22 protein-coding genes are annotated in these 23,685 nt (G+C 53.4%); 12 read left to right on the top strand and 10 right to left on the bottom strand.

Annotated features, from left to right (window positions below):
- Positions 1 to 109 precede the first annotated feature (109 nt).
- Together ABNT34_RS20375 and ABNT34_RS20370 are read left to right on the top strand one after the other, a co-directional pair.
- A complete protein-coding gene (locus tag ABNT34_RS20375; protein ID WP_348734741.1) occupies positions 110 to 1,315 on the top strand; it encodes a cysteine desulfurase in 1,206 nt (401 codons plus the stop codon).
- The gene (locus ABNT34_RS20370; protein ID WP_348734740.1) at positions 1,315 to 1,728 is read left to right on the top strand and encodes a SufE family protein; all 414 of its coding nucleotides are present in this window, start codon (positions 1,315 to 1,317) and stop codon (positions 1,726 to 1,728) included. Before ABNT34_RS20375 ends, ABNT34_RS20370 begins: the two co-directional genes overlap by 1 nt.
- Here the strand turns inward: ABNT34_RS20370 and tcdA are convergent.
- From tcdA to ABNT34_RS20335, 7 genes are all read right to left on the bottom strand, one after another.
- On the bottom strand, positions 1,723 to 2,547 hold the full coding sequence (gene tcdA, locus ABNT34_RS20365; protein WP_348734739.1) for a tRNA cyclic N6-threonylcarbamoyladenosine(37) synthase TcdA: 825 nt from the start codon (positions 2,545 to 2,547) through the stop codon (positions 1,723 to 1,725). The genes ABNT34_RS20370 and tcdA overlap by 6 nt on opposite strands.
- Positions 2,540 to 3,334, bottom strand: coding sequence for a TIGR01621 family pseudouridine synthase (locus ABNT34_RS20360; RefSeq protein WP_348734738.1), 795 nt, complete (start codon positions 3,332 to 3,334; stop codon positions 2,540 to 2,542). The genes tcdA and ABNT34_RS20360 overlap by 8 nt, the downstream gene beginning before the upstream one ends.
- Positions 3,335 to 3,336: 2 nt before the next feature.
- Positions 3,337 to 4,092, bottom strand: coding sequence for a 3-deoxy-manno-octulosonate cytidylyltransferase (gene kdsB / locus ABNT34_RS20355; RefSeq protein WP_348734737.1), 756 nt, complete (start codon positions 4,090 to 4,092; stop codon positions 3,337 to 3,339).
- The gene (locus ABNT34_RS20350; RefSeq protein WP_348734736.1) at positions 4,080 to 4,277 is read right to left on the bottom strand and encodes a Trm112 family protein; all 198 of its coding nucleotides are present in this window, start codon (positions 4,275 to 4,277) and stop codon (positions 4,080 to 4,082) included. Before ABNT34_RS20350 ends, kdsB begins: the two co-directional genes overlap by 13 nt.
- A 33-nt stretch (positions 4,278 to 4,310) precedes the next feature.
- Positions 4,311 to 5,288 (bottom strand): tetraacyldisaccharide 4'-kinase, encoded by a 978-nt coding sequence (gene lpxK / locus ABNT34_RS20345; protein WP_348734735.1) that lies wholly within the window; start codon positions 5,286 to 5,288, stop codon positions 4,311 to 4,313.
- Positions 5,285 to 7,036: a lipid A export permease/ATP-binding protein MsbA gene (gene msbA / locus ABNT34_RS20340; protein WP_348734734.1), complete on the bottom strand. Its 1,752-nt coding sequence runs from the start codon at positions 7,034 to 7,036 to the stop codon at positions 5,285 to 5,287. The genes lpxK and msbA overlap by 4 nt, the downstream gene beginning before the upstream one ends.
- A gap of 72 nt (positions 7,037 to 7,108) precedes the next feature.
- Entirely contained in the window at positions 7,109 to 9,409 is a 2,301-nt protein-coding gene (locus ABNT34_RS20335) for a DNA internalization-related competence protein ComEC/Rec2 (protein WP_348734733.1), read from the bottom strand.
- A 25-nt stretch (positions 9,410 to 9,434) separates the two neighbouring features.
- Here ABNT34_RS20335 and ABNT34_RS20330 point away from each other — a divergent pair, with 25 nt between their 5' ends.
- Both ABNT34_RS20330 and ABNT34_RS20325 read left to right on the top strand, forming a co-directional pair.
- Positions 9,435 to 9,959 carry a DUF2062 domain-containing protein gene (locus ABNT34_RS20330; protein WP_348734732.1) on the top strand — a complete coding sequence of 175 codons (525 nt, stop codon included), beginning with the start codon at positions 9,435 to 9,437 and terminating at the stop codon, positions 9,957 to 9,959.
- A gap of 8 nt (positions 9,960 to 9,967) precedes the next feature.
- On the top strand, positions 9,968 to 10,498 hold the full coding sequence (locus ABNT34_RS20325) for a DUF2062 domain-containing protein (RefSeq protein ID WP_348734731.1): 531 nt from the start codon (positions 9,968 to 9,970) through the stop codon (positions 10,496 to 10,498).
- A gap of 3 nt (positions 10,499 to 10,501) precedes the next feature.
- On the opposite strand, the gene ABNT34_RS20320 is transcribed toward ABNT34_RS20325, so the two are convergent.
- From ABNT34_RS20320 to ABNT34_RS20310, 3 genes are read right to left on the bottom strand one after another with little or no spacing between them, the layout of a single operon-like run.
- Entirely contained in the window at positions 10,502 to 11,740 is a 1,239-nt protein-coding gene (locus ABNT34_RS20320) for a lipoprotein-releasing ABC transporter permease subunit (protein ID WP_348734730.1), read from the bottom strand.
- Complete coding sequence (gene lolD, locus ABNT34_RS20315; RefSeq protein WP_348734729.1) at positions 11,733 to 12,410, bottom strand: lipoprotein-releasing ABC transporter ATP-binding protein LolD; 678 nt, start codon at positions 12,408 to 12,410, stop codon at positions 11,733 to 11,735. The genes ABNT34_RS20320 and lolD overlap by 8 nt, the downstream gene beginning before the upstream one ends.
- Positions 12,411 to 12,427: 17 nt before the next feature.
- Positions 12,428 to 13,618, bottom strand: coding sequence for a lipoprotein-releasing ABC transporter permease subunit (locus ABNT34_RS20310; protein WP_348734728.1), 1,191 nt, complete (start codon positions 13,616 to 13,618; stop codon positions 12,428 to 12,430).
- Between the two features lie 85 nt (positions 13,619 to 13,703).
- On the opposite strand from ABNT34_RS20310, the gene ABNT34_RS20305 reads away from it, so the two are divergent.
- From ABNT34_RS20305 to ABNT34_RS20270, 8 genes are all read left to right on the top strand, one after another.
- Positions 13,704 to 14,303: a PilZ domain-containing protein gene (locus ABNT34_RS20305; protein WP_348734727.1), complete on the top strand. Its 600-nt coding sequence runs from the start codon at positions 13,704 to 13,706 to the stop codon at positions 14,301 to 14,303.
- Between the two features lie 143 nt (positions 14,304 to 14,446).
- Complete coding sequence (mfd, locus tag ABNT34_RS20300) at positions 14,447 to 17,926, top strand: transcription-repair coupling factor (protein WP_348734726.1); 3,480 nt, start codon at positions 14,447 to 14,449, stop codon at positions 17,924 to 17,926.
- Between the two features lie 8 nt (positions 17,927 to 17,934).
- On the top strand, positions 17,935 to 19,119 hold the full coding sequence (locus ABNT34_RS20295) for a CsiV family protein (RefSeq protein WP_348734725.1): 1,185 nt from the start codon (positions 17,935 to 17,937) through the stop codon (positions 19,117 to 19,119).
- Positions 19,116 to 19,364, top strand: coding sequence for a DUF3862 domain-containing protein (locus ABNT34_RS20290; protein WP_348734724.1), 249 nt, complete (start codon positions 19,116 to 19,118; stop codon positions 19,362 to 19,364). Before ABNT34_RS20295 ends, ABNT34_RS20290 begins: the two co-directional genes overlap by 4 nt.
- Positions 19,365 to 19,460: 96 nt before the next feature.
- Entirely contained in the window at positions 19,461 to 21,221 is a 1,761-nt protein-coding gene (locus ABNT34_RS20285) for a DEAD/DEAH box helicase (protein WP_348734723.1), read from the top strand.
- 124 nt (positions 21,222 to 21,345) lie between these two features.
- Positions 21,346 to 21,978, top strand: a complete 633-nt coding sequence (locus ABNT34_RS20280) for a glutathione S-transferase family protein (RefSeq protein ID WP_348734722.1) — start codon at positions 21,346 to 21,348, stop codon at positions 21,976 to 21,978.
- A gap of 22 nt (positions 21,979 to 22,000) precedes the next feature.
- Positions 22,001 to 22,507 (top strand): DUF3087 family protein, encoded by a 507-nt coding sequence (locus tag ABNT34_RS20275; protein ID WP_348734721.1) that lies wholly within the window; start codon positions 22,001 to 22,003, stop codon positions 22,505 to 22,507.
- Between the two features lie 190 nt (positions 22,508 to 22,697).
- The gene (locus ABNT34_RS20270; RefSeq protein WP_348734720.1) at positions 22,698 to 23,540 is read left to right on the top strand and encodes an HDOD domain-containing protein; all 843 of its coding nucleotides are present in this window, start codon (positions 22,698 to 22,700) and stop codon (positions 23,538 to 23,540) included.
- Positions 23,541 to 23,685: the final 145 nt, after the last annotated feature.

Here is a 23,685-nt window from a genome sequence, read left to right as displayed (position 1 = left end):
CCAACCGGCGCTTTTTTTATTGCGCGAATTGCTGCTGCTGATAAAACAAGGCAAAATCCCGCGCCAGCGCTGATACTGGCGCAATGGTTCAGACTTTATGGTGCTTTGGATGTTAACTGCTGCAGATTTTCGCGCACAATTCCCGTTTTTTGCGGCTCATCCGGATTGGGTTTATCTGGATAATGCCGCCACCACGCATAAGCCGCAGGCGGTCATTGCAACAGAATTGGCGTTTTATCAGCAGCTAAACAGCAATGTGCACCGTGCGGCGCATGGACTGGCGCAACAAGCCACCAGCGCTTTTGAACAAGCGCGCACCACAGTGCATCAATTCCTCCAGCCAGCCGCAGACAGCCAGCTGATTTGGACGTCAGGTACCACAGCGGGCCTGAATCAACTGGCTTTTGGCCTGATGGGCACTGTGCTGCAACCGGGTGACCGCATTTTACTGACCGCGCTGGAACATCACGCCAACATTGTGCCCTGGCAATTTCATTGTGAACGCTTCGGCGTGTTGATTGATGTGGTGCCGCTCGATAACGAACACCGGCTTGACCTCACGGCGTTTCATCAGCTGCTGGAGAAAAAACCTAAAGTGGTGAGTCTTAGCCATGTCAGCAATGGCCTGGGTCATATTCAGCCGATAAAAGCCATGGTTGCTGCGGCAAAAGCAGCGGGTGCTTTGACTATCGTTGATGGCGCGCAAGGTGTCAGTGCAGGCCCGCTGAACCTCGAGTTTATCGACTGTGATTTTTATCTGTTTTCCGGCCATAAACTCTATGGACCAACTGGCATTGGCGCTTTATACGGCAAAACTGCTGCGCTCGAAATACTGCGACCATTGTTGTATGGCGGTGAAATGATTAAAAAAGTCAGTTTTGCCGGCACAGTACTGAATGACCTGCCTTATCGCCTGGAAGCCGGCACGCCGAATATCGCCGGCGCTTTAGGCCTCGCAGCGGCGGTGGAGTTTTTACAACGCTTTGATTTAGTGACGCTGCAACAGCATAAACAACGACTGTTCCAACGTTTATATCTGGGTTGCCAGCAAATCCCCGGCCTGCAACTGCTATCAGGCCTTGAGGACAACGCCGGCATTGTCAGTTTGTTGTTACCAGGCGAGCATCCGGCCGACCTTGCCACCCTGCTCGACCAGCAAAAAATCGCCGTGCGCGCCGGTACGCATTGCGCCATGCCGTTATTTGCCGCACTGCAACAGACCGGTGCTGTGCGTTTATCACTGGCGCCTTACAACACCGAAGCCGAGGTGGACCTGGCGCTCACAGCGCTGACACAAGCGGTGGAGTTATTCTGATGCAGCCACAAATTGAATTTATTCACAGTCAGGCCAGCAGCTATGCAGACATCTGCCAAAGCCGTGACTGGCAACAAAAATACCGCTTGCTGATGCAGCTGGGAAAAGCGCTGCCGCCACTGCCGGACGCATTAAAACGCGATGAATTGCTGGTTGCCGGTTGTGAATCCGCCGCCTGGCTTTGTCATCAACAGCAAGACGGCCGGCATGCCTGGGGATTTGACAGCGAGGCGCGTGTCATTAAAGGCGTCATCGCAGCGCTGCTGAGCCAACTCAATGGCCTGTCGCAGGCTCAATTGCAGGGTGTTGATGTCGAAGCACTTTACCAGCAGCTGGGGCTGGCACAAGGCTTATCGCCGTCTCGCAATAATGGTGTTGCGGCGGTCATCAGACAAATCAAACAGGTGTTATAAGCCTGCTGCCGGCTGCGCGTTAGTTTGTTGCTGTGTCTTTTCAGCCAGATCAGCCAGTTTTTTCAATACCCTTCCGGCTGCAACAAAAGCAAAAGTACCGGTCACCACAGTCACAGCACCAAAACCGCCGCTGCAATCCAGCCGCATCGCGCCGTCACTGGCCTGTTTAGCCTGACACACAGTGCCATCCGGTTTCGGATATCGCAGCTGCTCAGTGGAATACACCGCATCAATGCCAAATTTACGTTTTGGTGTGCGGCTGTAGTTGTAATCGCGACGTAAGTTACTACGCACTTTGGCAAGCAGCGGGTCGTTGATAGTCTGACTTAAATCAGTCAGCTGCACCTGCGTCGGGTCCAACTGGCCACCGGCGCCACCAATAGTCACTAACGGGATTTTATTGCGTTTACAGTGCGCGATGAGGCTGGTTTTGGCTTTAATCGAATCAATACAATCCACCACATAGCTAAACTCCGGCCGCATCAGGGTGAATAAATTATCCGCCGCGACAAAATCTTCTACCTGATGCACCACGCAATCCGGATTAATATCACGAATACGCGCTGCCATTACGGCTACTTTGTCTTGGCCGACAGTACTTTTTAACGCATGAATTTGCCGGTTGGTATTGCTGATGCAAACATCGTCCAAATCAATCAAGGTCACAGTGCCAATGCCGGAGCGTGCCAGCGCTTCGGCTACCCAGCTGCCAACACCACCAATACCGACCACACAAACATGGGCTTTGGCAAAAGCGTCTAAAGCAGCAGAGCCGTATAACCGGCCAATACCGGCGAATCTTAATTGATAATCAGACATCGTATATCTCTTGCGCAGGAGGCGCTTCGACAGACGCATCCTTTTCATTTAACTTGAGTTTTTGCGACTGCTGCTTGAGCTGCGGGAAAGCAAGCGTCCAGGGCGCTGCCCAGTCAGTCGTGATCTTATGTTGCAGCGCCGCTGCCACAAACCAGTTGCCCTGCGTCGGCGGACAAACAAACTGAAAACTCTCACCCAACCAGTCAAAGCTAAGTGCATAAGCGTGTAAATATACCCGGTCGGCCGGTGCGCCCTGATACAGCGCATCACCGGCAATAGCAGCGCCTTGTGATTTCAGCGCGACACGCAGCTGATGGGTTTTGCCACTATACGGCTTTAACAAAAACGCCCTGGCACCTTCGGGTAAACCGGTATTTGCCCCGTCAAACCCCGCTGACAAAAAATAGGTCAAAGCCGGATCTGCCATGCTATTGCAAAGTTTATAAGCGCCGCGGCGGGACGGTTGCATATCGCCTTTGACCCAGCCTTGTTTTTGTTTGGGTCTGGTAAGCGACAGCGCCAGATAATATTTATCAATCTGCCTTGCACTAAACCGCGCGGTAAAACGCGCCGCGGCTTGTGCAGAGGTTGCCAGCAGCAACAAGCCTGAAGTGACTTTATCCAGCCGGTGTACTGCATACAGCTTTTGACCAAGCGCCTGTTCCACCGCGACAACCAGACCCGGGCCGTCTTCAGAGTGAAAGCTGACGCCGGCGGCTTTATCAACCAGCACAAAATCGGCGTGGCGAAACAGCAGCTGAAAACTTTGGGTAACAGGTACAGACATTTTTAAACGCCGGCCGCAAGCGCCACAGCGCGGGCTTTTTCTAAATCAGCCGGCGTATCCACACCAAGCGCCGGCACTTCAAGCGCCGTATCAACATGAATGGCTTCACCTTGCCACAGCACCCGCAGCTGCTCTAAACATTCAATCTGCTCCAGCTCTGAGACGGGCCAGCGTACATAATCCTGAATAAAACCAGCGCGATAGGCATAAATGCCGATGTGACGGCGATAGATACGGCTAAACTGCGCGCTAAAAGCGCCATCGCGATCAAATGGCACAGTAGCCCGGCTGAAATACAGCGCGTAACCGTCCTTGTCACAGACCACTTTCACCACGTTTGGATTGCTGACATCGTCCTGATGCAAAAGCGGCACTGACAACGTCGCCATCCGCGCTTTATGCTGCCCTGCCAGATTCTGCGCAACTTGCGCGATAATGGCCGGCGGAATAAAGGGCTCATCACCCTGCACATTGACCACCACCTGCTCGGGTGTCAGCGCTAATAATTGCACCACTTCGGCCAGACGTTCTGTACCGGAATTGTGATTTGGCGACGTCATTACCACTTCAGCGCCAAAGGCTGTCGCCGCAGCTTCAACCCGCGCATCGTCGGTGGCAATCACCACCCGGCTGGCACCACTTAAACAGGCTTGTCTCCAGACCCGTTCAATCATCGTTTTACCGGCGATGTCAGCCAGCGGCTTGCCGGGCAAACGGCTACTGGCGTAACGCGCCGGGATCACCACTACGAACGCCATTGTTCAGCCTCGTCAGCGCTAAGTTCAGTCGATTCAGTCGCCAGCAGCACCGGAATATCCTGTTTCACCGGATACGCCAGTCGGTCAAAAGTACAAATCAGCCGCTGCTGCTCTTTATCCAGCTTCAGCCGGCCTTTACACAAAGGACAGGCAATGATGTCCAGTAACGCAATATTAAATGCCATCAAATCTCCCCACGACAGCCGTTCGCTGCCGGATTAATGCGTCTTGCGCAGACGCTCAAGAATATAATTTTCCACATCTGCCGGCAGTACCGCCTGCACCGGCAGATAAAACCAGCCCGGTTTCGCGAACGCCTGACACTTCACCGCATCTTTTTCGGTCATCAGCAGTGGTGTTGGAATGGCTGCCAAATCATCGGCAGTAAAAGCATGATGGTCAGCAAACCAGTGTTGACCAGCAAGCTGAAAGCCGGCTTTTTGCACTGTCGTGGCAAAACGCTGCGGGTTACCAATGCCGCTGACCAACTGCAGTGCTGTGGCGCTATCAAGCGTGGCGTCAGCATGTTGCAGCGGCTGTGGCACACCTGGTTGCAGATAAAAATTGCCACGGACCTGGCCCGAGATTGGCGCGTCCTGCCCACCGTTACTGAGCACTACATCGGCCTGCGCAAGGCGCCAGGCGCCCTCTCGTAATGGCCCGGCCGGCAACAACAAGCCATTGCCAAGGCCACGACTGGCGTCAATCAGGATAATTTCAAGGTCGCGTTCCAGTGCATAATGCTGCAGGCCATCGTCGCAGATGACGATATTGCAATCCGTCGTGGCCAGCAAAAATTCACCACCTTGCACCCGGTCCGGAAAAATCACTACCGGACAACCAGAGCGGCGCGCCAGCAACACCGGCTCGTCGCCACACTCGGCCGGGCTGTCATGCGGTTGTACCAGTCGCGGCGCGGATAATTTCACGCCATAGCCGCGGCTGATAATGCCGGGCCGCCAGCCATGCGCTTGTAACAATTCGCATAAACGCAGGGTGACCGGCGTTTTGCCAGTGCCGCCGACGCTGATATTGCCGACCACCACCACCGGCACCCGTAAACGCTGCTGCGTTTTTAAGCCTAAACGAAACGCCAGCCGGCGTGCGGCGCTGAGTAAGCTAAACAACAGACTGAGCGGTAATAACAACCAGCTCCAGCCAAATTTTTGATACCAGCTGCGCTCTAACGCGTTCAAACACAGTCCCCAAACTGCATTTTATACAGGCTGGCGTAATAGCCGTCCTGTGCCAGCAGGCTTTGATGGGTACCGCGTTCGACAATCCGGCCCTGATCCATCACCAGAATCAAGTCTGCCTTTTCAATGGTCGACAACCGGTGCGCGATGACGATGCTGGTGCGGTTTTTCAGCAACTCGTCCAATGCGGCCTGAATTTTACGTTCAGATTCAGTATCTAACGCCGAAGTGGCTTCATCCAGAATCAATACCGGCGCTTGTTTTAATAAGGCGCGGGCTATGGCAATACGCTGGCGCTGGCCGCCGGATAACATCACGCCATTTTCACCAATCATGGTGTCGAGTCCATCCGGCAACTGACGGGCAAATTCCAGTACATGCGCTTTTTCAGCCACCAGTTCCAGCTGTTCGCGGCTCAGTTCCCCGCGGTAGGCATAAGCAATATTGTTGGCGATAGTGTCATTAAACAGCACCACCTGCTGTGATACCACCGCAATCTGGCGGCGTAAACTACTCAGCGTGCAGTCCTGTACCCGATGGCCATCGAGCAGGATCTCGCCCTGACTGATTTCATAAAAACGCGGTAACAGACTGGAAATCGTGGTTTTACCACTGCCGGAACGCCCCACCAGCGCCACAGTCTGACCGGGCTCGACGTCAAAATTGATGTCTTTTAACACCAGCTGTTCATGGCCAGGGTACTGAAAATTCAGGTTTTGTACTGATAAAGCACCCCGAACATTTTCCAGTTCCACAGTGCCATGGTCTTGCTCTGGTTGTTGGTCAAGCACGGCGAACACCGACTGCGCAGCCGCCATGCCTTTTTGAAACTCGCCGTTGATAGTGGTCAATTGCTTCAGTGGTTTTAGCAACATCGTCATCGACACGATGATGGTGGTAAAAATGCCCGGCGTCAGTTGCTCGAGCATTTCAGGGAAGCTGGCCATATACACAACAAAAGCCACGGCAAAAGAGGCAATCACCTGAATCAGCGACACCGACATAGCGCGGGTGGACTCGAGTTTGACATCCAGCTGCCGGTTCTGGTTATTGACGCCGGCGAAACGGTCGGATTCCAGCTGCTCGCCGCCAAAAGCCAGAATGACTTTGTGACCATTGAGCATTTGTTCAGAACTGCTGGTTACATTGCCCATCGAGGATTGCATGCGTTTGCTGATATCACGGAAACGTCTGGACACCGTTGCAACGATGACGGCTATCAGCGGCGTGATAATTAAGAAAATCGCCGACAATTGCCAGCTTTTATAAAACATCACGACAACCAGGCCAATCACCAGCGCGCCCTCGTGCAGCAGAGCAGCCAGTGCTTTACTCGAGGCCTGTTTAATCTGTTCGGCGTCGTAGGTAATACGGGAAATCAGTTCGCCGGTACTGTGCTGGTCGTGGTAACTAACCGGCAGCTTGATCATGTGTTCGAACAACTGCTGGCGCAGGTCTTTTACTACATTGGTGCCGGCCCAGTGCAGGCAATAAGTAGCAATAAAATTCAAAATACCGCGGATGGTAAACATCAGGATCAACGCCAGCGGGATCATCGCCAGGTAGTCGTAGTCTTTTTCGGCGATGCCGCGGTCGATAAAATCACCGAACTTGGCAATAAACAGGGCATCAATTAAGGCATAACCAATCATGCCCAAAGTCGCCAGAATAAAACCGCCACGGTACGGTTTCATATAACGCATGAGGCGGCGGAATGTAGCGGTCGTCGATGGCTGGGGAGCAGTCAAAATGGCTTTCCTGACAATAACAAAACCCCGGCATTCTACCTGTTTAATGAACGGGTTTCAGCATCTCCCCGGCTATTTTTCCAGCCAGCGCGCAAAGCGGCGTGGCCTGAATTGATCGTATTGTAATGCCTGAGCACTAAGATGCAGCCGTACTGCGCCACTTTCGGCAGTGTTGAGTAGCGGAATTTGCAGCAGACTCAGACGTGCCTGGGTGTCTTTTGAAGGATGACCAAACTGATTCTGAAAACCACTGCTGGCCAACGCCAGCCTTGGCTTTAACGCCTGCAGAAAGCCCAGACTACTCGCGCTTTGACTACCGTGATGCCCCAGCACCAGCACATCAATGCCGGCAAACTGCCAGGTGATCGCACTTGCGACTGTCATTTCGCGCCGGCCCAAATCCCCCGGTAATAACAACCGGTAGCGGCCGGTATCAATCAGCACAGCGCAGGAATCTTCGTTGCTGGGTTCGGGTTGATAAGGTCCGGCCCGGAATGACTGCAACTGAACACCGCGCCAGGATTTTGGCAAATCCAGGCAGTGAAATCTGGGGGCCAGCCGGCGAATATCGCTGACCAGTACCGTATGTGGATAACGCGAACGCAGCAGCGGCCAGTCACCGCTATGGTCGCTGTCGTCATGGCTCACCACCACATAATCGAGCTGACGGATGCCGAGGTAGCGCAAAAATGGTAACACCACCTGACGGGTGGCACTGACGGCGCCATAGGCAGGCCCCAAGTCAAACAAAATGGCGTGGTCGCCTTGTTGTAGCACAGCGCTGCTGCCCTGCCCGACATCCAATAGATGAAAATATAGCGGTTCCGGCTTAGTTGCCGCGCGCCCTAATGCAGCCGAAAACGGCGCCTGAGGCAAGAACAATAACGGCATGAGCAGCGGCAATGCTGCCCACTGCCAACGGCCGCGACAAAACCAGCCAAGCAGCGCAGGCGGCAACAGCAACAAAGCGCCATACCAGGGCAGCGCTGGCAGACTCCACCAACCATCGGCCAAAGCTGCCCACTGCAAGGCCTGCAACAGTGGCCAATACAATAAATCCAAGCCTTGCCAGGCAAGCGCAGGCACAGTGCCGGCCAGACATAACCAGCCAAACAGCAGCAACAGGACCGGAATACCCAGCAGCGTCATCAGCGGCAACAACAATAAATTCAGCCAGAGCGCAAAAGGCGCCACGCCCTGAAATAACAACAAGCCAATGGGCAACAATAACAGACTAAAACCGAGCTGAAAGCTGGCAAAGCGCCGGCACAAAGGCCCAAAGCCGGGTCTGAGTGGCTGCTGCCATTCCAGCAGGGCCAACAGCGCCAGCGCCAACGCCGACAACCAGAAACTAAAACTCAACAACCAGAATGGCCAGAACAGCAGTAACACTGCGCTCAGCAACCAGCTGAGCTGCCAGAAGGACACCCGTCGCCAGCTTAGCCGTAGCAGCACCAGCAACGACAAGGTCAACACCGCCCTGAGCGTCGGAATGGCGAAGCCGGCAAGCGCGGCATAACCCCAGGCAACTAGCAAGGCAAAGCCCCATAACCACACACTACGCCAGGGCTCCGACAGCCCAAGCCATGCCCACAATGGCTTCGTCAGTAAACACAAACCAAATAGCAACGCGATATGCATGCCGGAGATCGACAATAAATGCGCCATGCCCGCGTGTTGCACACCAAGCCATAATTCATCGCTGAATGGCCGGTCGCCGATGGTCAGCGCCAGCCACAGCGGATAAGCCGCATAGTGCTGACAGCACGCCGCAAAACGATCGGCCAGCTGCTGACGCAGACTGGGCGTATCCGCCAACAGTGTTGCTGCTGCGCCGGGTCGCACCGTTGCCACCGCCACAATGCCATCGACCAGCGCATTAGCTTCCCGCCAGGGGCTGCCAGGATTGGCGAGGCCACGCACCGCTTTGAATTTCACCGGCAAACGCCAGTGCTGGCCGGCTTTAACGCTGGGCAGCGTCTGGCCGGATTCAGCATACCAGCGCACTTCTAACAGCCGGCCGGCCGCCACTTGTGCTTTTTCTGCGCAGTCGTCACTGAACTGCAAGACAAAACGACTATTTTCGACGAATTGACGCGGCAGACTGACCACTCGGCCACAAACTTCTGTGGTATGCTCGGCCACAACTTGTGTACTAATGTGTTGATGTTGTTGCAGCTGCCAGCTCAGGCAAAGCAGATAAACCAGCGCGCCGCATAAACAGGCATGATAACGCCGCAGCCCGGCACTCAGCAGCGGCGCAGCAAGCAGCGCAACCAGACAGACCAGAGCCAGCGGACGTAACGGCGGCAATTGCTCCAGCCACAACGCCAGCAACGCTGCGGCCAGCACACCAAAGCTAAAACGTTCCATGTTTCAATTTGGTTAATGAGATGTAATGGCTAAGAACTTTATTAAAAAATACCTGCCAGATCCAGATTTGATCAGAAATCATAAATCGATGCAGATCTTTGGCAAATTCCTGCACGACGGCAATCTGTGGCATCTGCACCGCCGTTCGGCCCGAGGCGCCTTTGCGGCCGGCCTGTTCGCCGCGTTAATGCCGATGCCGGGCCAGACCGTATTGGCAGCTGCGCTCGCTATCATTTTTCGCTGTAATATCCCAATCGCCGTGGCGTTATGCTGGCTGACCAACCCATTCACCATGGCACCAATTTTTTACATTTGCTACAACATTGGTACCTGGGTACTGGGTATGCCGCCGTTAAACGTGGAATTTCACGCCACTTTTGAATGGCTGATCGCCAGTATCGACTCAGTCGGTAAACCCTTTTTGGTCGGTAGTCTGATTTTTGCGGCTATGGTGTCCACTGCCGCCTGGTTTTTAATCGACTGGTGTTGGATCATTGCAGTGCGCCGCGCCTGGCGTAAAAGAGCCGAACGCCACAAGCCCGCGGTTTAACCCGACCGATGAAAGCAAAATCCGTTTCCCGCCGCTTCTGGCAACTGCCTGACGCAGAGATGCTGCGCCAGCAAGCCTGGTTACAGAAATTTGGCCCTAAGTTAAATGCGCCGGCGTTATGGCGCTTGCGGCGCCGTTCCTTGCAACGTGCCTGTGTGGTCGGGTTGTTTTGTGCCTGGCTGCCACTTCCCATCCAGATGCTACTGGCAGCGGCACTTGCTATCCGTTTTCAGGCTCATCTGCCGTTGGCGCTTGGCCTGGTTTGGCTGAATAATCCGCTGACTTTGCCACTGTTGATTGTGGCTGGTTATCAGGCTGGGGTGGTGATATTGCAGATGCCGGTGCAGGATTTTGTGTTTGAAGCCAGCTGGCAATGGCTGGCCACTTCGCTGCATCAGGTGGGTGTACCGCTGCTGACCGGTTCAGTGGCGTTAGGTTTATTGTCGGCGCTGCTGAGCTGGCCACTATCCGCGCGGATTTGGCACTTTCATTTGCGCCAACGCCGCGCCAAAGCCCGCTTGCGGCAGCAAAGCCGTTAGCCTTTAATACTGCCCCAGCACTTGTGCCGGCTCAACGCGGGCCGCCCGGCGTGCCGGATAAATGGTCGCCATCAGGCTCAGCACCAGTGCCACACTCACTGTCAGCAGCACATCCGGCCACTGAATTTGTGCAGGCAAGGTGTCAATAAAATAGATAGTCGGGTCGAGTAAACTGCGCCCGAGCAGGGTTGATACTAGGCCAAATACATTTTCAATCTGCCACGCCAGTAGCAGGCCGGCGAATGCGCCCCACAATGTGCCTTTGACGCCATTGAGCCAACCCAGCCAGATAAAAGCCCGCACCAGCACAGCAGGCTTTGTGCCCATCGTCAGCAAAATAGCGATATCGGCTTCTTTTTCCCGCACCGCCATCACCAGCGTCGCGACGATGTTAAAACAGGCGACACTGATCACCAGCGCCAGCACTAAGTACAAAATGCTGCGCACCATCTGGATATCCTGATACAAATGGCCCTGAGTGCGGAACCAGTCCAGCATGTAGACATAGTCAGTGGCTTGATTACCAAGCTCCCGCGCTATATTGCCAGCCTGAAAAATATCCTGAATTTTAAAGGCAAAACCCTGCACTGTACCCGCGGGCATTTTCAGCCAGTCGCCCAGTGCATCCAGCTGCACCCAGATTTGCTGATAATCGAGTTGTCCGCCAATACCAACGATGGCGATGACTTCCAACAACACGTTTTTCTGGCCGGCTAAATCACCTTGTTCGGTCAGTTCCGGTAGCATCAGCTGCACCTGTTCACCGACTTTGACACCGAGCTCTTTGGCGACGCCCTCGCCTACAATCACCTGCTGCGCGGTTGGTTCGGTCAAGGCACCGCTTTTAACAAACTGGTCTAGCTGACTGATGCCACTTTCGTAAGCCAAATCGATACCACGCACCGCAATGGCTTTGACTTTACCTTGGGCGCGTAACAAACCGTCGGTGCGGATATAAGGCGCGGCGGCAACAACGCCGGGCTGATTGCTCAAATGCTGTAATTTCGCTGGCCAGTTAGCGATGGGTTTATCCACCGCCTGCAATTCCACATGCGGAATGACATTCAGCAGTTTTTGCTGCAGCGCCTGTTCAAAGCCATTCATCACCGACAACGCCAGGATTAAAATAGCGACGCCAAGGCCAATGCCCCAAGTGGAAGACGCGGCGATAAAACGGATAAAAGCGCTGCTGGAACGGGTATGGCGATAACGCTGCGCCAGCTGCCAGGACAGGCTAGCCATGCAGCTCTCCTAATTTGCCGTCGCGCATGTACAGCTGACGGTCGAGTTTTGCTGCCAGATCCGGATCATGCGTCACCACAATAAAGCTGGTGCCCAAATCACGGTTCAGTTCACGCATCAGCTGATAAATGCTCTCCGCCGTCTGATGATCGAGATTGCCGGTCGGCTCATCGGCCAGGATCAGTGAAGGCTCGCCCACCACAGCGCGGGCAATGGCGACACGCTGACGTTCACCACCGCTGAGTTCTGACGGCCGGTGTGTCAGGCGATGGCCAAGCCCCACCCGTTCTAACATCTGGCGGGCTTTGTGCAGCGCATCGCTTTGTGCGATGCCGCGAATTAACAGCGGCATCGCGACGTTTTCTTCAGCGGTAAAATCCATCAGCAAATGATGGAACTGATAAATAAACCCCAGCTGCTGATTACGCAGCTGCGCTTTTTGTGTCGGATTTAACGTAGAAATTTTCTGACCGGCGAGAATAAGCTCGCCGCTGTCAGCCTGGTCCAAGGTACCGAGAATATGCAGCAAGGTACTTTTGCCTGATCCCGAGCTGCCGACAATCGCCACCATCTGGCCAGCCGGCACCTGTAAATTGATGTGATGCAGCACCGGCGTGACATGGGCGCCATCGCGGTAACTTTTACAGAGATCTTCACAGCGTAACATCATGATTTTTTGCCTGTCTGTTATTCGTCACGCAGCACTGCGGCCGGTTCCACCTGAACTGCACGCCAGGCCGGGTAAATCACTGCCAATGCGGTCAGCAACACCGCCGACAACATAATCAGCAGCACGTCTGTCCACTGCAAAATGACCGGTAACGCCATGCCCTGCACCAGCTGTAATCCCAGCAGCGCCAGTAAGTCGTTTAAGCTCAGCGTTAACAACACGCCGGCGACGGCGCCGGTCAGCGCCCCGGTTACACCATGGCTCATGCCCTGGGCGGCAAACACATAAAACAGTTGCTGATTGGTCATGCCCTGAGTTTTTAAAATGGCGACTTCGCGTTGTTTTTCCGTCACCATCATCACCAGCGCCGAAACAATGTTAAAAGCGGCAACCGCGACAATCAGTAATAACATCAGCCACATCATGGCTTTTTCCATCGCCACTGCAGAAAACAGTTTGCCGTGGCTTTGCCGCCAGTCCGTGACGGCTGTTACGCCATCCACTTTGCTCAGCTCTGCTTGTAATTGAGGTGCTAAAAACGCATCGTGTAAGCTGACGCGCCAGGTGCTGTCTTTGTTGCCGGTGAGTTTTTGCAGGTCCTGCAAACGCAGCAGCACCACCACTTTGTCGACTTCAGAGCCGGTATCAAAGATGCCGGCGACGGTGAAATTGCGCTGGCGCGGCATCCAGCCAAGCGGGGTGTAACTGCCGCCAGTCGGTAACATCAGCCGGATCTGCTGGCCGAGCTGGACCCGCAGTTTGTCAGCAAGTGCACTGCCAAGCACCACCTGATAGCGGCTTGCTGCAAATTCCTGCCAGTCGCCTTGCTGCAATGATTGCTGCAAAAATGTCGGTAAGGCGTTTACGTCAACGCCCTGCAACATAGCGCCAGTTAAGTCTTTACTGGATTGGATCAGCGCTTCGCTTTGTAAAAACGGGCTGATTTGCGCAATAGCCGGAAACTGTTGTGGCAGCCGCGCCGGCAATGCTGCGTCGGAGCTTTGCACAATTAAATGCGGGATCACGCCCAGAATGCGTTTTTTCAGCTCGCCTTCAAAGCCATTCATCACCGAACTGACTACAGTCAATGCCAGCACACCGAGAAAAATCCCGGCTACTGAAAACAAGGTGATAAACGACAGGAAGGCATTACCTTTACGGCTCTGGCTGTAACGTAACCCTATGAATAATGAAACCGGAACTTGCATCCTTTTCTCAGGACTTCAGCCATGCAAAGTGATAAAGTAGCGGAATCATAGAGATAAACGGGGGCGCTTACAAGCGCGGTGCAGCATGGACCAAACTCAACTGAACCTGTTGAAAGACCAATACAACGATTATTTCATTATCGAACACGACATCCGCATCAACGTAAAACCTTTTGCCGGTGATGAGCCGGATGAACGCAGTTTTGAACGGCTGATCCCGGAGCCCTTTCTGATGGCCGGCGAACAAGTGATGCTGGAACAGTCGGCGCTCAAATCGCTGAACCGCCTTGGTGATATGGCCGAAGAACTGGCCTTATACCTGCGCATTCAGGCGCGCAAAATTGATGGCATGATGCGTTACATTTTGCTGATGCAGGATGACCCGCAATACCGCTGTTTCAGCCACAGTTATGGTGGCTCCGCCTTGTGTTTTGATCACAGTGCGCCCTACGCCGAAGGCCAGTTACTGGAAGTCAAAATGTTCCTGGAACACAATGACGGCGCGGTCTTTACACTGGTGCGTGTCATTGGCGTTGAACCTGTTGGTGAGCAGTTCCGTATCCGCACCACTTACACTCATCTGCGCGAGCAGGACCGCGAGCTGATTGTGCGCGCCAGTTTGCATCAGCAATCGCGCCAGCTTAAACGCAAAGCGGAAATGCGCCAGCAGCAAGGCCAGTCCTGATTGCGCAGCCTGACTGTACAGCGGCCTTTAGCAAAATAGTATCTGCGGCGCGCCGCTTTAAACGCCTGGCACTTCATGTGCCTGATGTCCGCCAGCCCGCCTGCTGGCCCTAGTTTAAAAGATTGACACGGAAACCTGCACTGATGGCTTTGTTGACGCTGCCACAAATTAAACAACCGACCGATTTATTACATTGGGGCAATCTGACCGGTGCGGCGTTGCCGCTGGCGATCAGCGAACTGGTGCAACAGCAACCGGCTTTGTACCTGTTGATAGTACCAGACACGCCAACGGCACTGCGGCTGGAACAGGAACTGGCGGTGTTTTTCGCCGCCTCGAATTCAGCTCAGACGGTCCCTGTCCACAGCTTCCCGGACTGGGAAACCCTGCCGTACGACCAGTTTTCGCCGCATCAGGATATTATTTCGCAGCGCCTGCGCACGCTATATCAGCTGCCGAGCGTCAGTCATGGCCTGGTGCTGGTACCGGTCAGCACCCTGATGCTGCGCTTAACAGCACCAGATCATTTACAGCAACAAAGTTTATTGCTGCAAAAAGGCCAGCGGCTCGACTTAGCCAGCCTGCGCACGCAACTGGTGCAGGCCGGTTATCGCGCCGTCGAACAAGTGATGCAACACGGCGAATTTTCGGTGCGTGGCTCTTTGCTCGACTTATACCCGATGGGTAGCCCCCTACCTTATCGCATTGATTTTTTTGACGATGAAATTGACGGTCTGCGTACCTTTGACCCGGACAATCAACGCACTGTGGCGCAGGTGGAGCAGATCGAGCTGTTACCGGCGCATGAGTTTCCGCTGGATAAAACGGCAATTGAACGTTTTCGCAGCCGCTATCGCGAACGTTTTCAGCAACGTAATGAAAAAGAATCGCTGTACCAGCAGGTCAGCAGTGGCGCGCTGCCGGCCGGTATCGAATATTATTTGCCGTTGTTTGCGCAAAGTACCGGCTCGTTGTTTTCTTATTTGCCCCCGGCCACGCGCATTCTGGCTGTTGGTGATTTAGAAGCCAGCGCGCAGCGCTTCTGGCAGGACGTGCAAAACCGTTACCAGGACAGATCTATTGACCTGCTGCGGCCTATCCTGCAACCCAAAGAGCTGTATTTCAGTGTCGACGAGCTGTTTGGCCTGCAAAAAGCCTATAGCCGTATCCGTTTGTCGCGTGCCGAGTTGCCGCAAAAAGCCGGCAGCAGCAACGCACCGACTGCGTTATTGCCGGATTTAACCGTCAATCATCAGCTGGCCGAGCCACTGGGCGCACTGCGGCAGTACCTCAGCGCTATCAAACAGCAACAAGGCCGTGCGGTATTTTTGGTGGAATCCGAAGGCCGGCGCGAAAGCCTGCTGCAATTACTGCATAAAAGCGGCATCCGCCTGACTCAGCTGCCGGATTTGCAAGCGGTGCTTGGTAGCGACGCTGATGTCGCCATCACAGTCGGCGCACTGGAGCAAGGCGTGGAGCTGCGCCTGCCAGCGCCGCTGGCACTTATCAGTGAAAACGAACTGTTTGGCCAGAAAGTCAGCCAGCGCCGGCGGCGTAAACACAGCCAGCAGATCTCCAGCGAAACCATTATCCGTAGCCTGGCCGAGTTATCCATTGGCCAGCCTATTGTGCATTTACAACACGGCGTCGGCCGTTACCTAGGCCTGCAAGTGCTGGAAGCGGCCGGTATCGTCGCTGAATTTGTCACTATCGAATATGCCGGCGGCAGCAAACTTTATGTGCCGGTATCGGCACTGCATCTGTTAAGCCGTTATTCCGGCACAGAACCCGAGCATGCGCCGCTGCATAAACTCGGTCACGACGCCTGGGACAAAGCACGGCGCAAAGCCGCAGAAAAAGTCCGAGATGTGGCGGCCGAATTGCTCGATGTCTACGCGCTGCGCGCCAGTCAAAAAGGCTATGGCTTTAAAATTAACGCCGAGTCCTATTCGCGCTTTGCCGATGGTTTCCCGTTTGAAGAAACCGCCGATCAGCTCGATGCCATTAATGCCGTGCTGAGCGACATGCAAACACCACGCGCGATGGACCGGCTGGTCTGCGGCGATGTCGGTTTTGGTAAAACCGAAGTGGCGATGCGCGCCGCTTTTGTGGCGGTCGATGATGGCCATCAAGTGGCGATTCTGGTACCAACCACGCTACTCGCGCAGCAACATTTTGAAAATTTCCGCGACCGTTTTGCCAACTGGCCGGTACGGGTCGAAGTGTTATCACGCTTTATCAGCGCCAAAGAGCAAAAAGTGATTCTGGCCGACGCCGAAGCCGGCAAAGTCGATATCCTGATTGGCACGCATAAATTGCTGCAGGACGACATTAAATTCCGTGACCTCGGGCTTTTGATCGTCGATGAAGAACATCGGTTTGGTGTGCGGCAGAAAGAAAAAATCAAAGCGCTGCGTGCCAATATCGATATTCTGACTTTAACCGCCACCCCTATTCCGCGCACGCTGAATATGTCGTTATCGGGTATGCGGGATTTGTCGATTATCGCCACACCACCGGCGCGCCGGCTCGCCGTCAAAACCTTTGTCCGGGAATATGAAAACGGCCTGGTGCGCGAAGCGGTGCTGCGCGAAATTCTGCGCGGCGGTCAGGTGTATTTCCTGCACAATGACGTCGCCAGTATCGAAAAAACCGCCACAGACTTACAAACCCTGGTGCCGGAAGCGATCATCGGTATCGCCCACGGCCAGATGCCGGAGCGCGAACTGGAACGGGTGATGGCCGATTTTTACCATCAGCGCTTTAACCTGCTGCTGTGCTCCACCATCATTGAAACCGGTATTGACGTGCCGACCGCTAACACCATTATTATCAATCGTGCTGATAATTTTGGTCTGGCTCAGCTGCACCAGCTGCGTGGCCGTGTCGGCCGTTCGCACCATCAGGCTTATGCTTATTTGCTGACGCCGCCACCGAAACGTTTAACTGTGGACGCGCAAAAACGCCTCGAAGCTATTTCCAGCCTGGAAGATTTAGGCGCTGGTTTTGCCCTCGCCAGTCACGATTTAGAGATCCGCGGTGCCGGCGAACTGCTCGGCGATGACCAAAGCGGCCAGATTGAATCGGTCGGTTTTACGCTGTACATGGAAATGCTGGAAGAAGCAGTGCAGGCGCTCAAAGAAGGCCGTGAGCCGAGTCTCGACATGATGCTGAGTCAGCAAACCGAACTGGATTTAAAAATTCCGGCGCTGCTGCCCGATAAATTTATTCCGGATGTCAGCCTGCGGTTATCCTTTTATAAACGCCTCGCCAGTTGCAAAGATGCGCAGGAACTGGATGAAATTCAGGTCGAACTGATTGACCGTTTTGGTCTGTTACCGGATGCCGCCAAACATCTGGTCGCGCTGACGCAAGCGCGGCAGGTCGCGCAGCACCTTGGCATCCGGCGCATTGAGATGAATGCCAAAGGCGGCTTAGTTGAATTTGCCGAACGCACCAAAGTGGCGCCGGCTTATATTATCCGGCTGATCCAGACGCAGTCGCGCATTTATAAACTCGAAGGCGGTCAGAAGCTGCGCTTTAATATTGAAACCCCGGGCAGCACTGAGCGGCTGGCCTTATTAAAAACGATGCTGGCCGATTTTCAGGCCAACAGTCAGTGAAGTGGACCATGAACAGAACTTTGTTAAGTCGCCTTATTGTTGGTTTCCGTGTAATTGGCCTGAGTGTTGTAAGCCTCGGTTTTTGCACTGCAATTTCCGCACAGGCCCAGACCAGCCTCAGTCAGGCCAATAGCGATCCCTGGTTTGAGATTGAACTGATAGCCTTTGAACGCGGTACTTTAAGCAGCACGCTGGAAAAATTTGAGCAGCGCGTCACCGCTATTCCGGTGCATCGTAGCCTGGATTTGCTGAAGCCATTGTACCAACCGGATATCCGCGCGCTGCAAAGCGCCTGGCCATCTTGTCAGGATAAAACCGACAGCTTGCTGGCGGCAGAAGACCGTTTGAGCGGCATCGAGCCGCAGCCCTGGTTTGATGAAATTCAACTGGCAGAGCAACAGCTGCAACAATACACCGGCGTATTCCCCGCCGAGCCCTTATTGCAATGGCCGCTCAGCTGCCGCCGCAACCAGCCACAAATTGTCGCAGTCAAAAGCCCACAGCTAATTGCTACTGATGAGGACAGTCAGGTGGACGGCCCTAGCCTGTTACCGGTGATACCACAGCCGACTGTACTGCAACCAAATGTGCCGCAGCAGCACCAGATAACACCTTATCTGCTGGACGAAACCACGTTTCAGCTCAAAGACCTGGCCTGGCAGCTTGGCCACAGGGCGGGCCACAAACTGTTATTGCATACGGCCTGGCGTCAGTCGCTGGGCGTGAAACGCCGCAGTACCAGCCTGCGATTTTTTGCCGGCCAGCGCTATAGCCCGAAATTTGATTATCAGGGCCTGTTGAAGACCGAGCAAAACGATATGCTTGCGGCGGCGCCCAATCTGCAGGCCGCCATTGAGCAAACTTATCAACAATTACAGCAGGCGCAGCAGCTCAGCCGTGACGAGCAGGCACAGGCCGTGCACGGTTTGCCGCAGCAGGTCTGGCAATTAGACGGCATTATCCATCCATACAATGAACGCATGTTGTTTGCCGATACGGAATTTAATCTGCGTCAGCTGGTCACGGATGCCAATAATAACGAGCGTCTGAACACTTTTTATGTCAAAGATAGTGTGCGTTTATTACTTGGCGAAATTCATTATCTGGACCATCCACGTTTTGGCCTGATTTTGCAAATCCGCCGTTTTACCCCACCCGCTACGCCTGCTGCAGGCGAAGGAGTCAGCCCGTGAAAAAATTAGTTCCGTTAGCCACTCTGTTGTTATTAGCCGCCTGCGGCAAATTGTCGATGGAAAATTACAATCAGCTCAAAGTCGGCATGAGTTATCAGGAAGTGACCGCCATCATCGGTGACGCCAACAGCTGTGAAGAAGTCATTGGTACCCGCAGTTGTGTCTGGGGTGACGAGCAAAAAGGCATTAAAGCCGGTTTTGTCGCCGATAAAGCCATCGCCTTCAGCCATAAAGGCCTTAACTAATCAGTGACAGCTCAAGACCGCAGCGCATCCCGCGCTGCAACCATGTCAGTCACAGCCGGGCCCGCACAGACGACGTCTGTGCCGGTCGCGCCTGCTGTGGACAATCCCCGCCCGGCGTTACCGTTTCAACTTCGCGACTATCAGCAGCAGGCCGTTACAGCAGTGCTGCAATATTTCCGCCGGCTGTCCGACCCGGCCGTGTTGGTGCTGCCGACCGGCGCCGGTAAAAGTCTGGTTATCGCAGAGCTGGCGCGGCTTGCCCGTGGCCGGGTGCTGGTGCTGACGCATGTCAAAGAACTGGTCAGCCAAAACCAACAAAAATATCAAAGTTATGGTCTGGAAGGCGGCATTTACGCCGCAGGCCTTGGCCTGAAGCAAACCACTCAGCAGGTGATTTTTGCCTCAGTGCAATCCGTCAGCCGAAATCTCGCTGACTTTTGCGATGAGTTTAGCTTGCTGATTATTGACGAATGCCACCGGGTACCGCTGGCTGCCGACAGCAGCTACCGCACTGTGATTAGCCACCTGCAACAGCAAAATGCCGGCTTAAAAGTGCTGGGTCTGACTGCGACGCCTTACCGGCTGGGTCAGGGGTTTATCTATCAGTTTCATTATCAGGGCGCCGTGCGCGGCGACGCCGACTGCTTTTTCCGCTGGTGCATTTTTGAATTGTCAATTCGTGTGTTGCTACAACGCCAGTATCTGACGCCGCCAAACCGTCTTGACTGTGCCGTGCTCAGTTACGATTTCTCCGGGCTGAAACCGGCCAATAACGGCCATTTTCGCGAGGCGGAACTCAATCAGGTAATTAATCACTACAAAAGAGTGACGCCGCAAATCATCGCGCAAGTGCAGCAATACGCGAAAAACCGCCGTGGCGTAATGATATTTGCCGCGACCAGCGCGCATGCGCGGGAGATCCTGGCGCTGTTACCTGCCTGTGAGAGCGCGCTGATTTTGTCGGCCACGCCCTCGACCGAACGCGCATTGCTTTTGGAGCAATTTAAACAGCAGCAGCTGAAGTATCTGGTCAACGTCGCAGTACTGACTACCGGCTTTGATGCGCCGCACGTTGACCTCATTGCGATTTTACGCCCGACAGAATCCTTAAGCCTGTACCAACAAATTGTTGGTCGTGGTCTGCGCCTGTCGCCGGGTAAAACCGATTGTCTGGTGCTGGATTACGCCGGCAATTTATACGATTTATACAGCAACGACCCGGGGCCACCGCCACCGGACAGCCAATCGGTACAAGTGACAGTGCCTTGTCCGCTGTGCCAGTACCCCAATCAGTTCTGGGGCAAACAAAACCCGGATGGGCTGGTACTGGAACACTATGGCCGGCAATGTCAGGGCATGCGGCTGGGCGAACAGCAACAGCCGGTGCCCTGCGGTTTTCGATTTAAGGCCCGCTTCTGCCCGGAATGCGGCACTGAGCACGATATCGCTGCACGCAATTGCAGCGCCTGTGGGCTGGTATTGGTCGACCCGGACAAAAAACTGCAGGATGCGCTGAAACTCAAGGATGCACTGATTTTATATCCAAACCGGCTTGAAGCAGAAACCGAAACGGATGCACAAGGCCAGCCAAGGCTACGGCTGCGGTATCTGGATGCGGAAGGACAGCAACTACAGGAATTTTTTCGTATCAACAGCCGCAGCCAAATTCAGCGACTGTGCGCTCAAGTGCTGCCCCCCTTTATTGCCGACCGTCACAGGCCCTTTATGGCAAACACAGTGTTGCAACTTGATGCCCTGTTACACCGCCTGCAACCGCCGGCTGTGGTGATCGCACAAAAAGATGGTCGATTCTGGAAGATTCGAGACAAATTATTCGAAATTAATAAATCCAGCTAATTCCGTCTTATAATTATTTAAATTCAAATACTTATTAATGCCGATTTAAAATCTTGTCCGCAGCTTTACATTAAGATTTGGTTCAGCAAGAATAGACTCATTGACCGCAAAGGAAGCCATGACCATGTATAAACTGTTTTATGCCCCTGGCAGTGCCAGTATGGTCATCCATCAGTTATTAATTGAACTCAATCAGCCAGTTGAGCTGGTTTTACTCGACTTTACCACCGACCAGCAAAAATCAGCCGACTTTCGCCGTTTAAATCCGCAAGGCCGGGTACCTGTGTTGGTTGACGACACAACAGTCCTGTTTGAATCCGCAGCCATTTTGCTTTATCTGACAGAAAAACATCAGCAACTGGCGCCGGCAGCAGGCAGCGCCGACCGCGCCTTGTTTTTACAACATATCGCTTTTTTAACCAATAATCTGGCACCGCAATTCCGCTTATGGTTTTATCCGGCCGACCTTGGTCTGGAACAGTATCCGGCGGACTTGCGCCAGCAGCTGCAACAGAATATTTCGGCGCTCTGGCAGCAACTTGATGACCAGCTCAGCCAACGTGGTCCTTATTTACTCGGCGATACCTTCAGTGCTGCTGATTTAATGTTGACCATGTACATGCGCTGGTCGCGCAATATGCCGCAAACGGCTCTGGCCTGGCCGGCACTGCAGCGATTGGCAGATCTGGTTCGCGCCAGACCAAGCTGGCGACAGTTGTATCAGCAGGAACAACTGACTGAATGGGCAGGCTTTTAATGAACAGGAATTCGTAAGCGCTATGCAACTGGTTGATATCGATAAAAATACCTACAGAAGCCACCTCAATGTGGTGATTGTCTGCGCTGTCGCGGTGTTCTCAGCCTTAGGCGTCGGCATTTCTGCTGCATTGGTCTATTGGTTCGGCGCTGCGCAAGGCCAGAATTTTTATCTGAATTTACTGGGTGTCTGCGCCGGAGGAGCCATCGCCGCCTGGTGTCTGCACCGACTGAAAAGTACCGGTTATTTTTATGAAGTGGCTTATGTCTGGGATTTGAAACAGGAACTTAACCTGATCAACCGCAAACTGACCGTATTAAAAAAGGCGGTTGAAGCGCAGGACCCGGATGCGATGCTGGTGATGCTGTATAACCTGCAAGGGTCAAAACAGCTTTGGCAACTTGATGATAACTTGTTGAATTTACAAGAGCTTGAACTCGAGCTTATTCAGCTTGAGCACAAAATCCGCAGTTGTGGTCTGACACTCGATGCCAACCTTTATCATCGCGGTATACTCGATAAGTTTTAACCGTCCTGATAAAGGTTCATTTGATGAAGCCAGACTAAGCAGATGATCTGGCAGCTGTTTTTAATCTGGAAAAGCATAGTTATTTTTTATTTTTTTCATTTTCCGGCTGTGAAACCGCGGTGAGTTAGACAATAATCAACTTATTCGCGTCCCACATCTTCTCTGTACATTCGTTACAAGGTTCTTATTTATGACAGTTCAAAATGCCTTATTAACTATTCTGATCGAAAAAGTCCGCACTGATACACTGGTTCTGCCAAGCTTGCCTGAAATTGCGCTGAAAATCCGTAAGCTTGCGGAAGATCCAGACGTGAATTTAAGCAAGATGGCCGAGATGATTTCACATGATCCAGCCCTGTCCGCCCGTATCATGAAAATTGCCAACAGCGCTTTTGTGGGCCGTGGCGTCCATGTCAACACACTGCAACAGGCAACCACCCGGATTGGCCTGCGTTATATCAAAAACGTCGTGACGGCGATGGCGATGGAACAGTTGTTTGTATCGAAAAGCCCGATGATCAAAAAGTTCATGGACAAAGTCTGGGCTGAAACGCTGGAACTGACCGCTTTTGCGCTGGCCACGATGCAACAATACAATTCAAACTATAAATATACGGCTGTGAACTTTGACACTATGACCCTGGCTGGCCTGGTGCACAATATCGGCGCTTTACCGGTCTTAACCGAAGCCGAAAAACAACTGGACGTTTTTGGCAACGAAGATTTTGTCAAACAGGCAACAGCTTCTATTGCCGGCCCAATTGGCTCGACAATTTTGCGTTCCTGGGGTTTCCCGGACGAGCTGATCGAAGTCGCAGAACATTGGGATCATGCCGAATACCAACCGAAACACCCGTCTTATGTTGATTTCATTCGGATCGCAGCGATTAAACAAGGCCGTTATCATGCGGCAGGCGACACGGCAGAATTGCTGACGCCTTATGTTGAGCTCGGATTAATTCCGTCGAATGAATACTACCGCGCGCCGGAATTTGTAGCGTCATTCAACGAAATCAAACAGTTGTTTATCTAAGCCTCTTCATGGCAGCCTGCACTTGTCAGGCTGCCATCCTTACGCTCTCCAATTTACCTCTGCTAAACAGCCATCAAATAATTATCATTTTGTTTTTATTTGCATTTATTGATATAACAAAGTAAATCAATAGTAAGTAAATCAT

Origin of the sequence: Rheinheimera texasensis (assembly GCF_964031785.1) — a bacterium.
Classification (GTDB): Bacteria; Pseudomonadota; Gammaproteobacteria; order Enterobacterales; family Alteromonadaceae; genus Pararheinheimera; species Pararheinheimera texasensis_A.
The sequence above is the reverse complement of the archived record's forward strand: the minus strand, read 5'-3'. Positions and strand labels throughout refer to the sequence as shown.

Excerpts from the sequence above, each read along its gene's own strand:
- ABNT34_RS20375 (WP_348734741.1), top strand. The coding sequence starts at position 110 with ATGTTAACTGCTGCAGATTTTCGCGCACAATTCCCGTTTTTTGCGGCT.
- ABNT34_RS20370 (WP_348734740.1), top strand. The coding sequence starts at position 1,315 with ATGCAGCCACAAATTGAATTTATTCACAGTCAGGCCAGCAGCTATGCA.
- tcdA (WP_348734739.1), bottom strand. The coding sequence starts at position 2,547 with ATGTCTGATTATCAATTAAGATTCGCCGGTATTGGCCGGTTATACGGC.
- ABNT34_RS20360 (WP_348734738.1), bottom strand. The coding sequence starts at position 3,334 with ATGTCTGTACCTGTTACCCAAAGTTTTCAGCTGCTGTTTCGCCACGCC.
- kdsB (WP_348734737.1), bottom strand. The coding sequence starts at position 4,092 with ATGGCGTTCGTAGTGGTGATCCCGGCGCGTTACGCCAGTAGCCGTTTG.
- ABNT34_RS20350 (WP_348734736.1), bottom strand. The coding sequence starts at position 4,277 with ATGGCATTTAATATTGCGTTACTGGACATCATTGCCTGTCCTTTGTGT.
- ABNT34_RS20335 (WP_348734733.1), bottom strand. The coding sequence starts at position 9,409 with ATGGAACGTTTTAGCTTTGGTGTGCTGGCCGCAGCGTTGCTGGCGTTG.
- ABNT34_RS20330 (WP_348734732.1), top strand. The coding sequence starts at position 9,435 with ATGGCTAAGAACTTTATTAAAAAATACCTGCCAGATCCAGATTTGATC.
- ABNT34_RS20325 (WP_348734731.1), top strand. The coding sequence starts at position 9,968 with ATGAAAGCAAAATCCGTTTCCCGCCGCTTCTGGCAACTGCCTGACGCA.
- ABNT34_RS20320 (WP_348734730.1), bottom strand. The coding sequence starts at position 11,740 with ATGGCTAGCCTGTCCTGGCAGCTGGCGCAGCGTTATCGCCATACCCGT.
- lolD (WP_348734729.1), bottom strand. The coding sequence starts at position 12,410 with ATGATGTTACGCTGTGAAGATCTCTGTAAAAGTTACCGCGATGGCGCC.
- ABNT34_RS20310 (WP_348734728.1), bottom strand. The coding sequence starts at position 13,618 with ATGCAAGTTCCGGTTTCATTATTCATAGGGTTACGTTACAGCCAGAGC.
- ABNT34_RS20305 (WP_348734727.1), top strand. The coding sequence starts at position 13,704 with ATGGACCAAACTCAACTGAACCTGTTGAAAGACCAATACAACGATTAT.
- mfd (WP_348734726.1), top strand. The coding sequence starts at position 14,447 with ATGGCTTTGTTGACGCTGCCACAAATTAAACAACCGACCGATTTATTA.
- ABNT34_RS20295 (WP_348734725.1), top strand. The coding sequence starts at position 17,935 with ATGAACAGAACTTTGTTAAGTCGCCTTATTGTTGGTTTCCGTGTAATT.
- ABNT34_RS20280 (WP_348734722.1), top strand. The coding sequence starts at position 21,346 with ATGTATAAACTGTTTTATGCCCCTGGCAGTGCCAGTATGGTCATCCAT.
- ABNT34_RS20275 (WP_348734721.1), top strand. The coding sequence starts at position 22,001 with ATGCAACTGGTTGATATCGATAAAAATACCTACAGAAGCCACCTCAAT.
- ABNT34_RS20270 (WP_348734720.1), top strand. The coding sequence starts at position 22,698 with ATGACAGTTCAAAATGCCTTATTAACTATTCTGATCGAAAAAGTCCGC.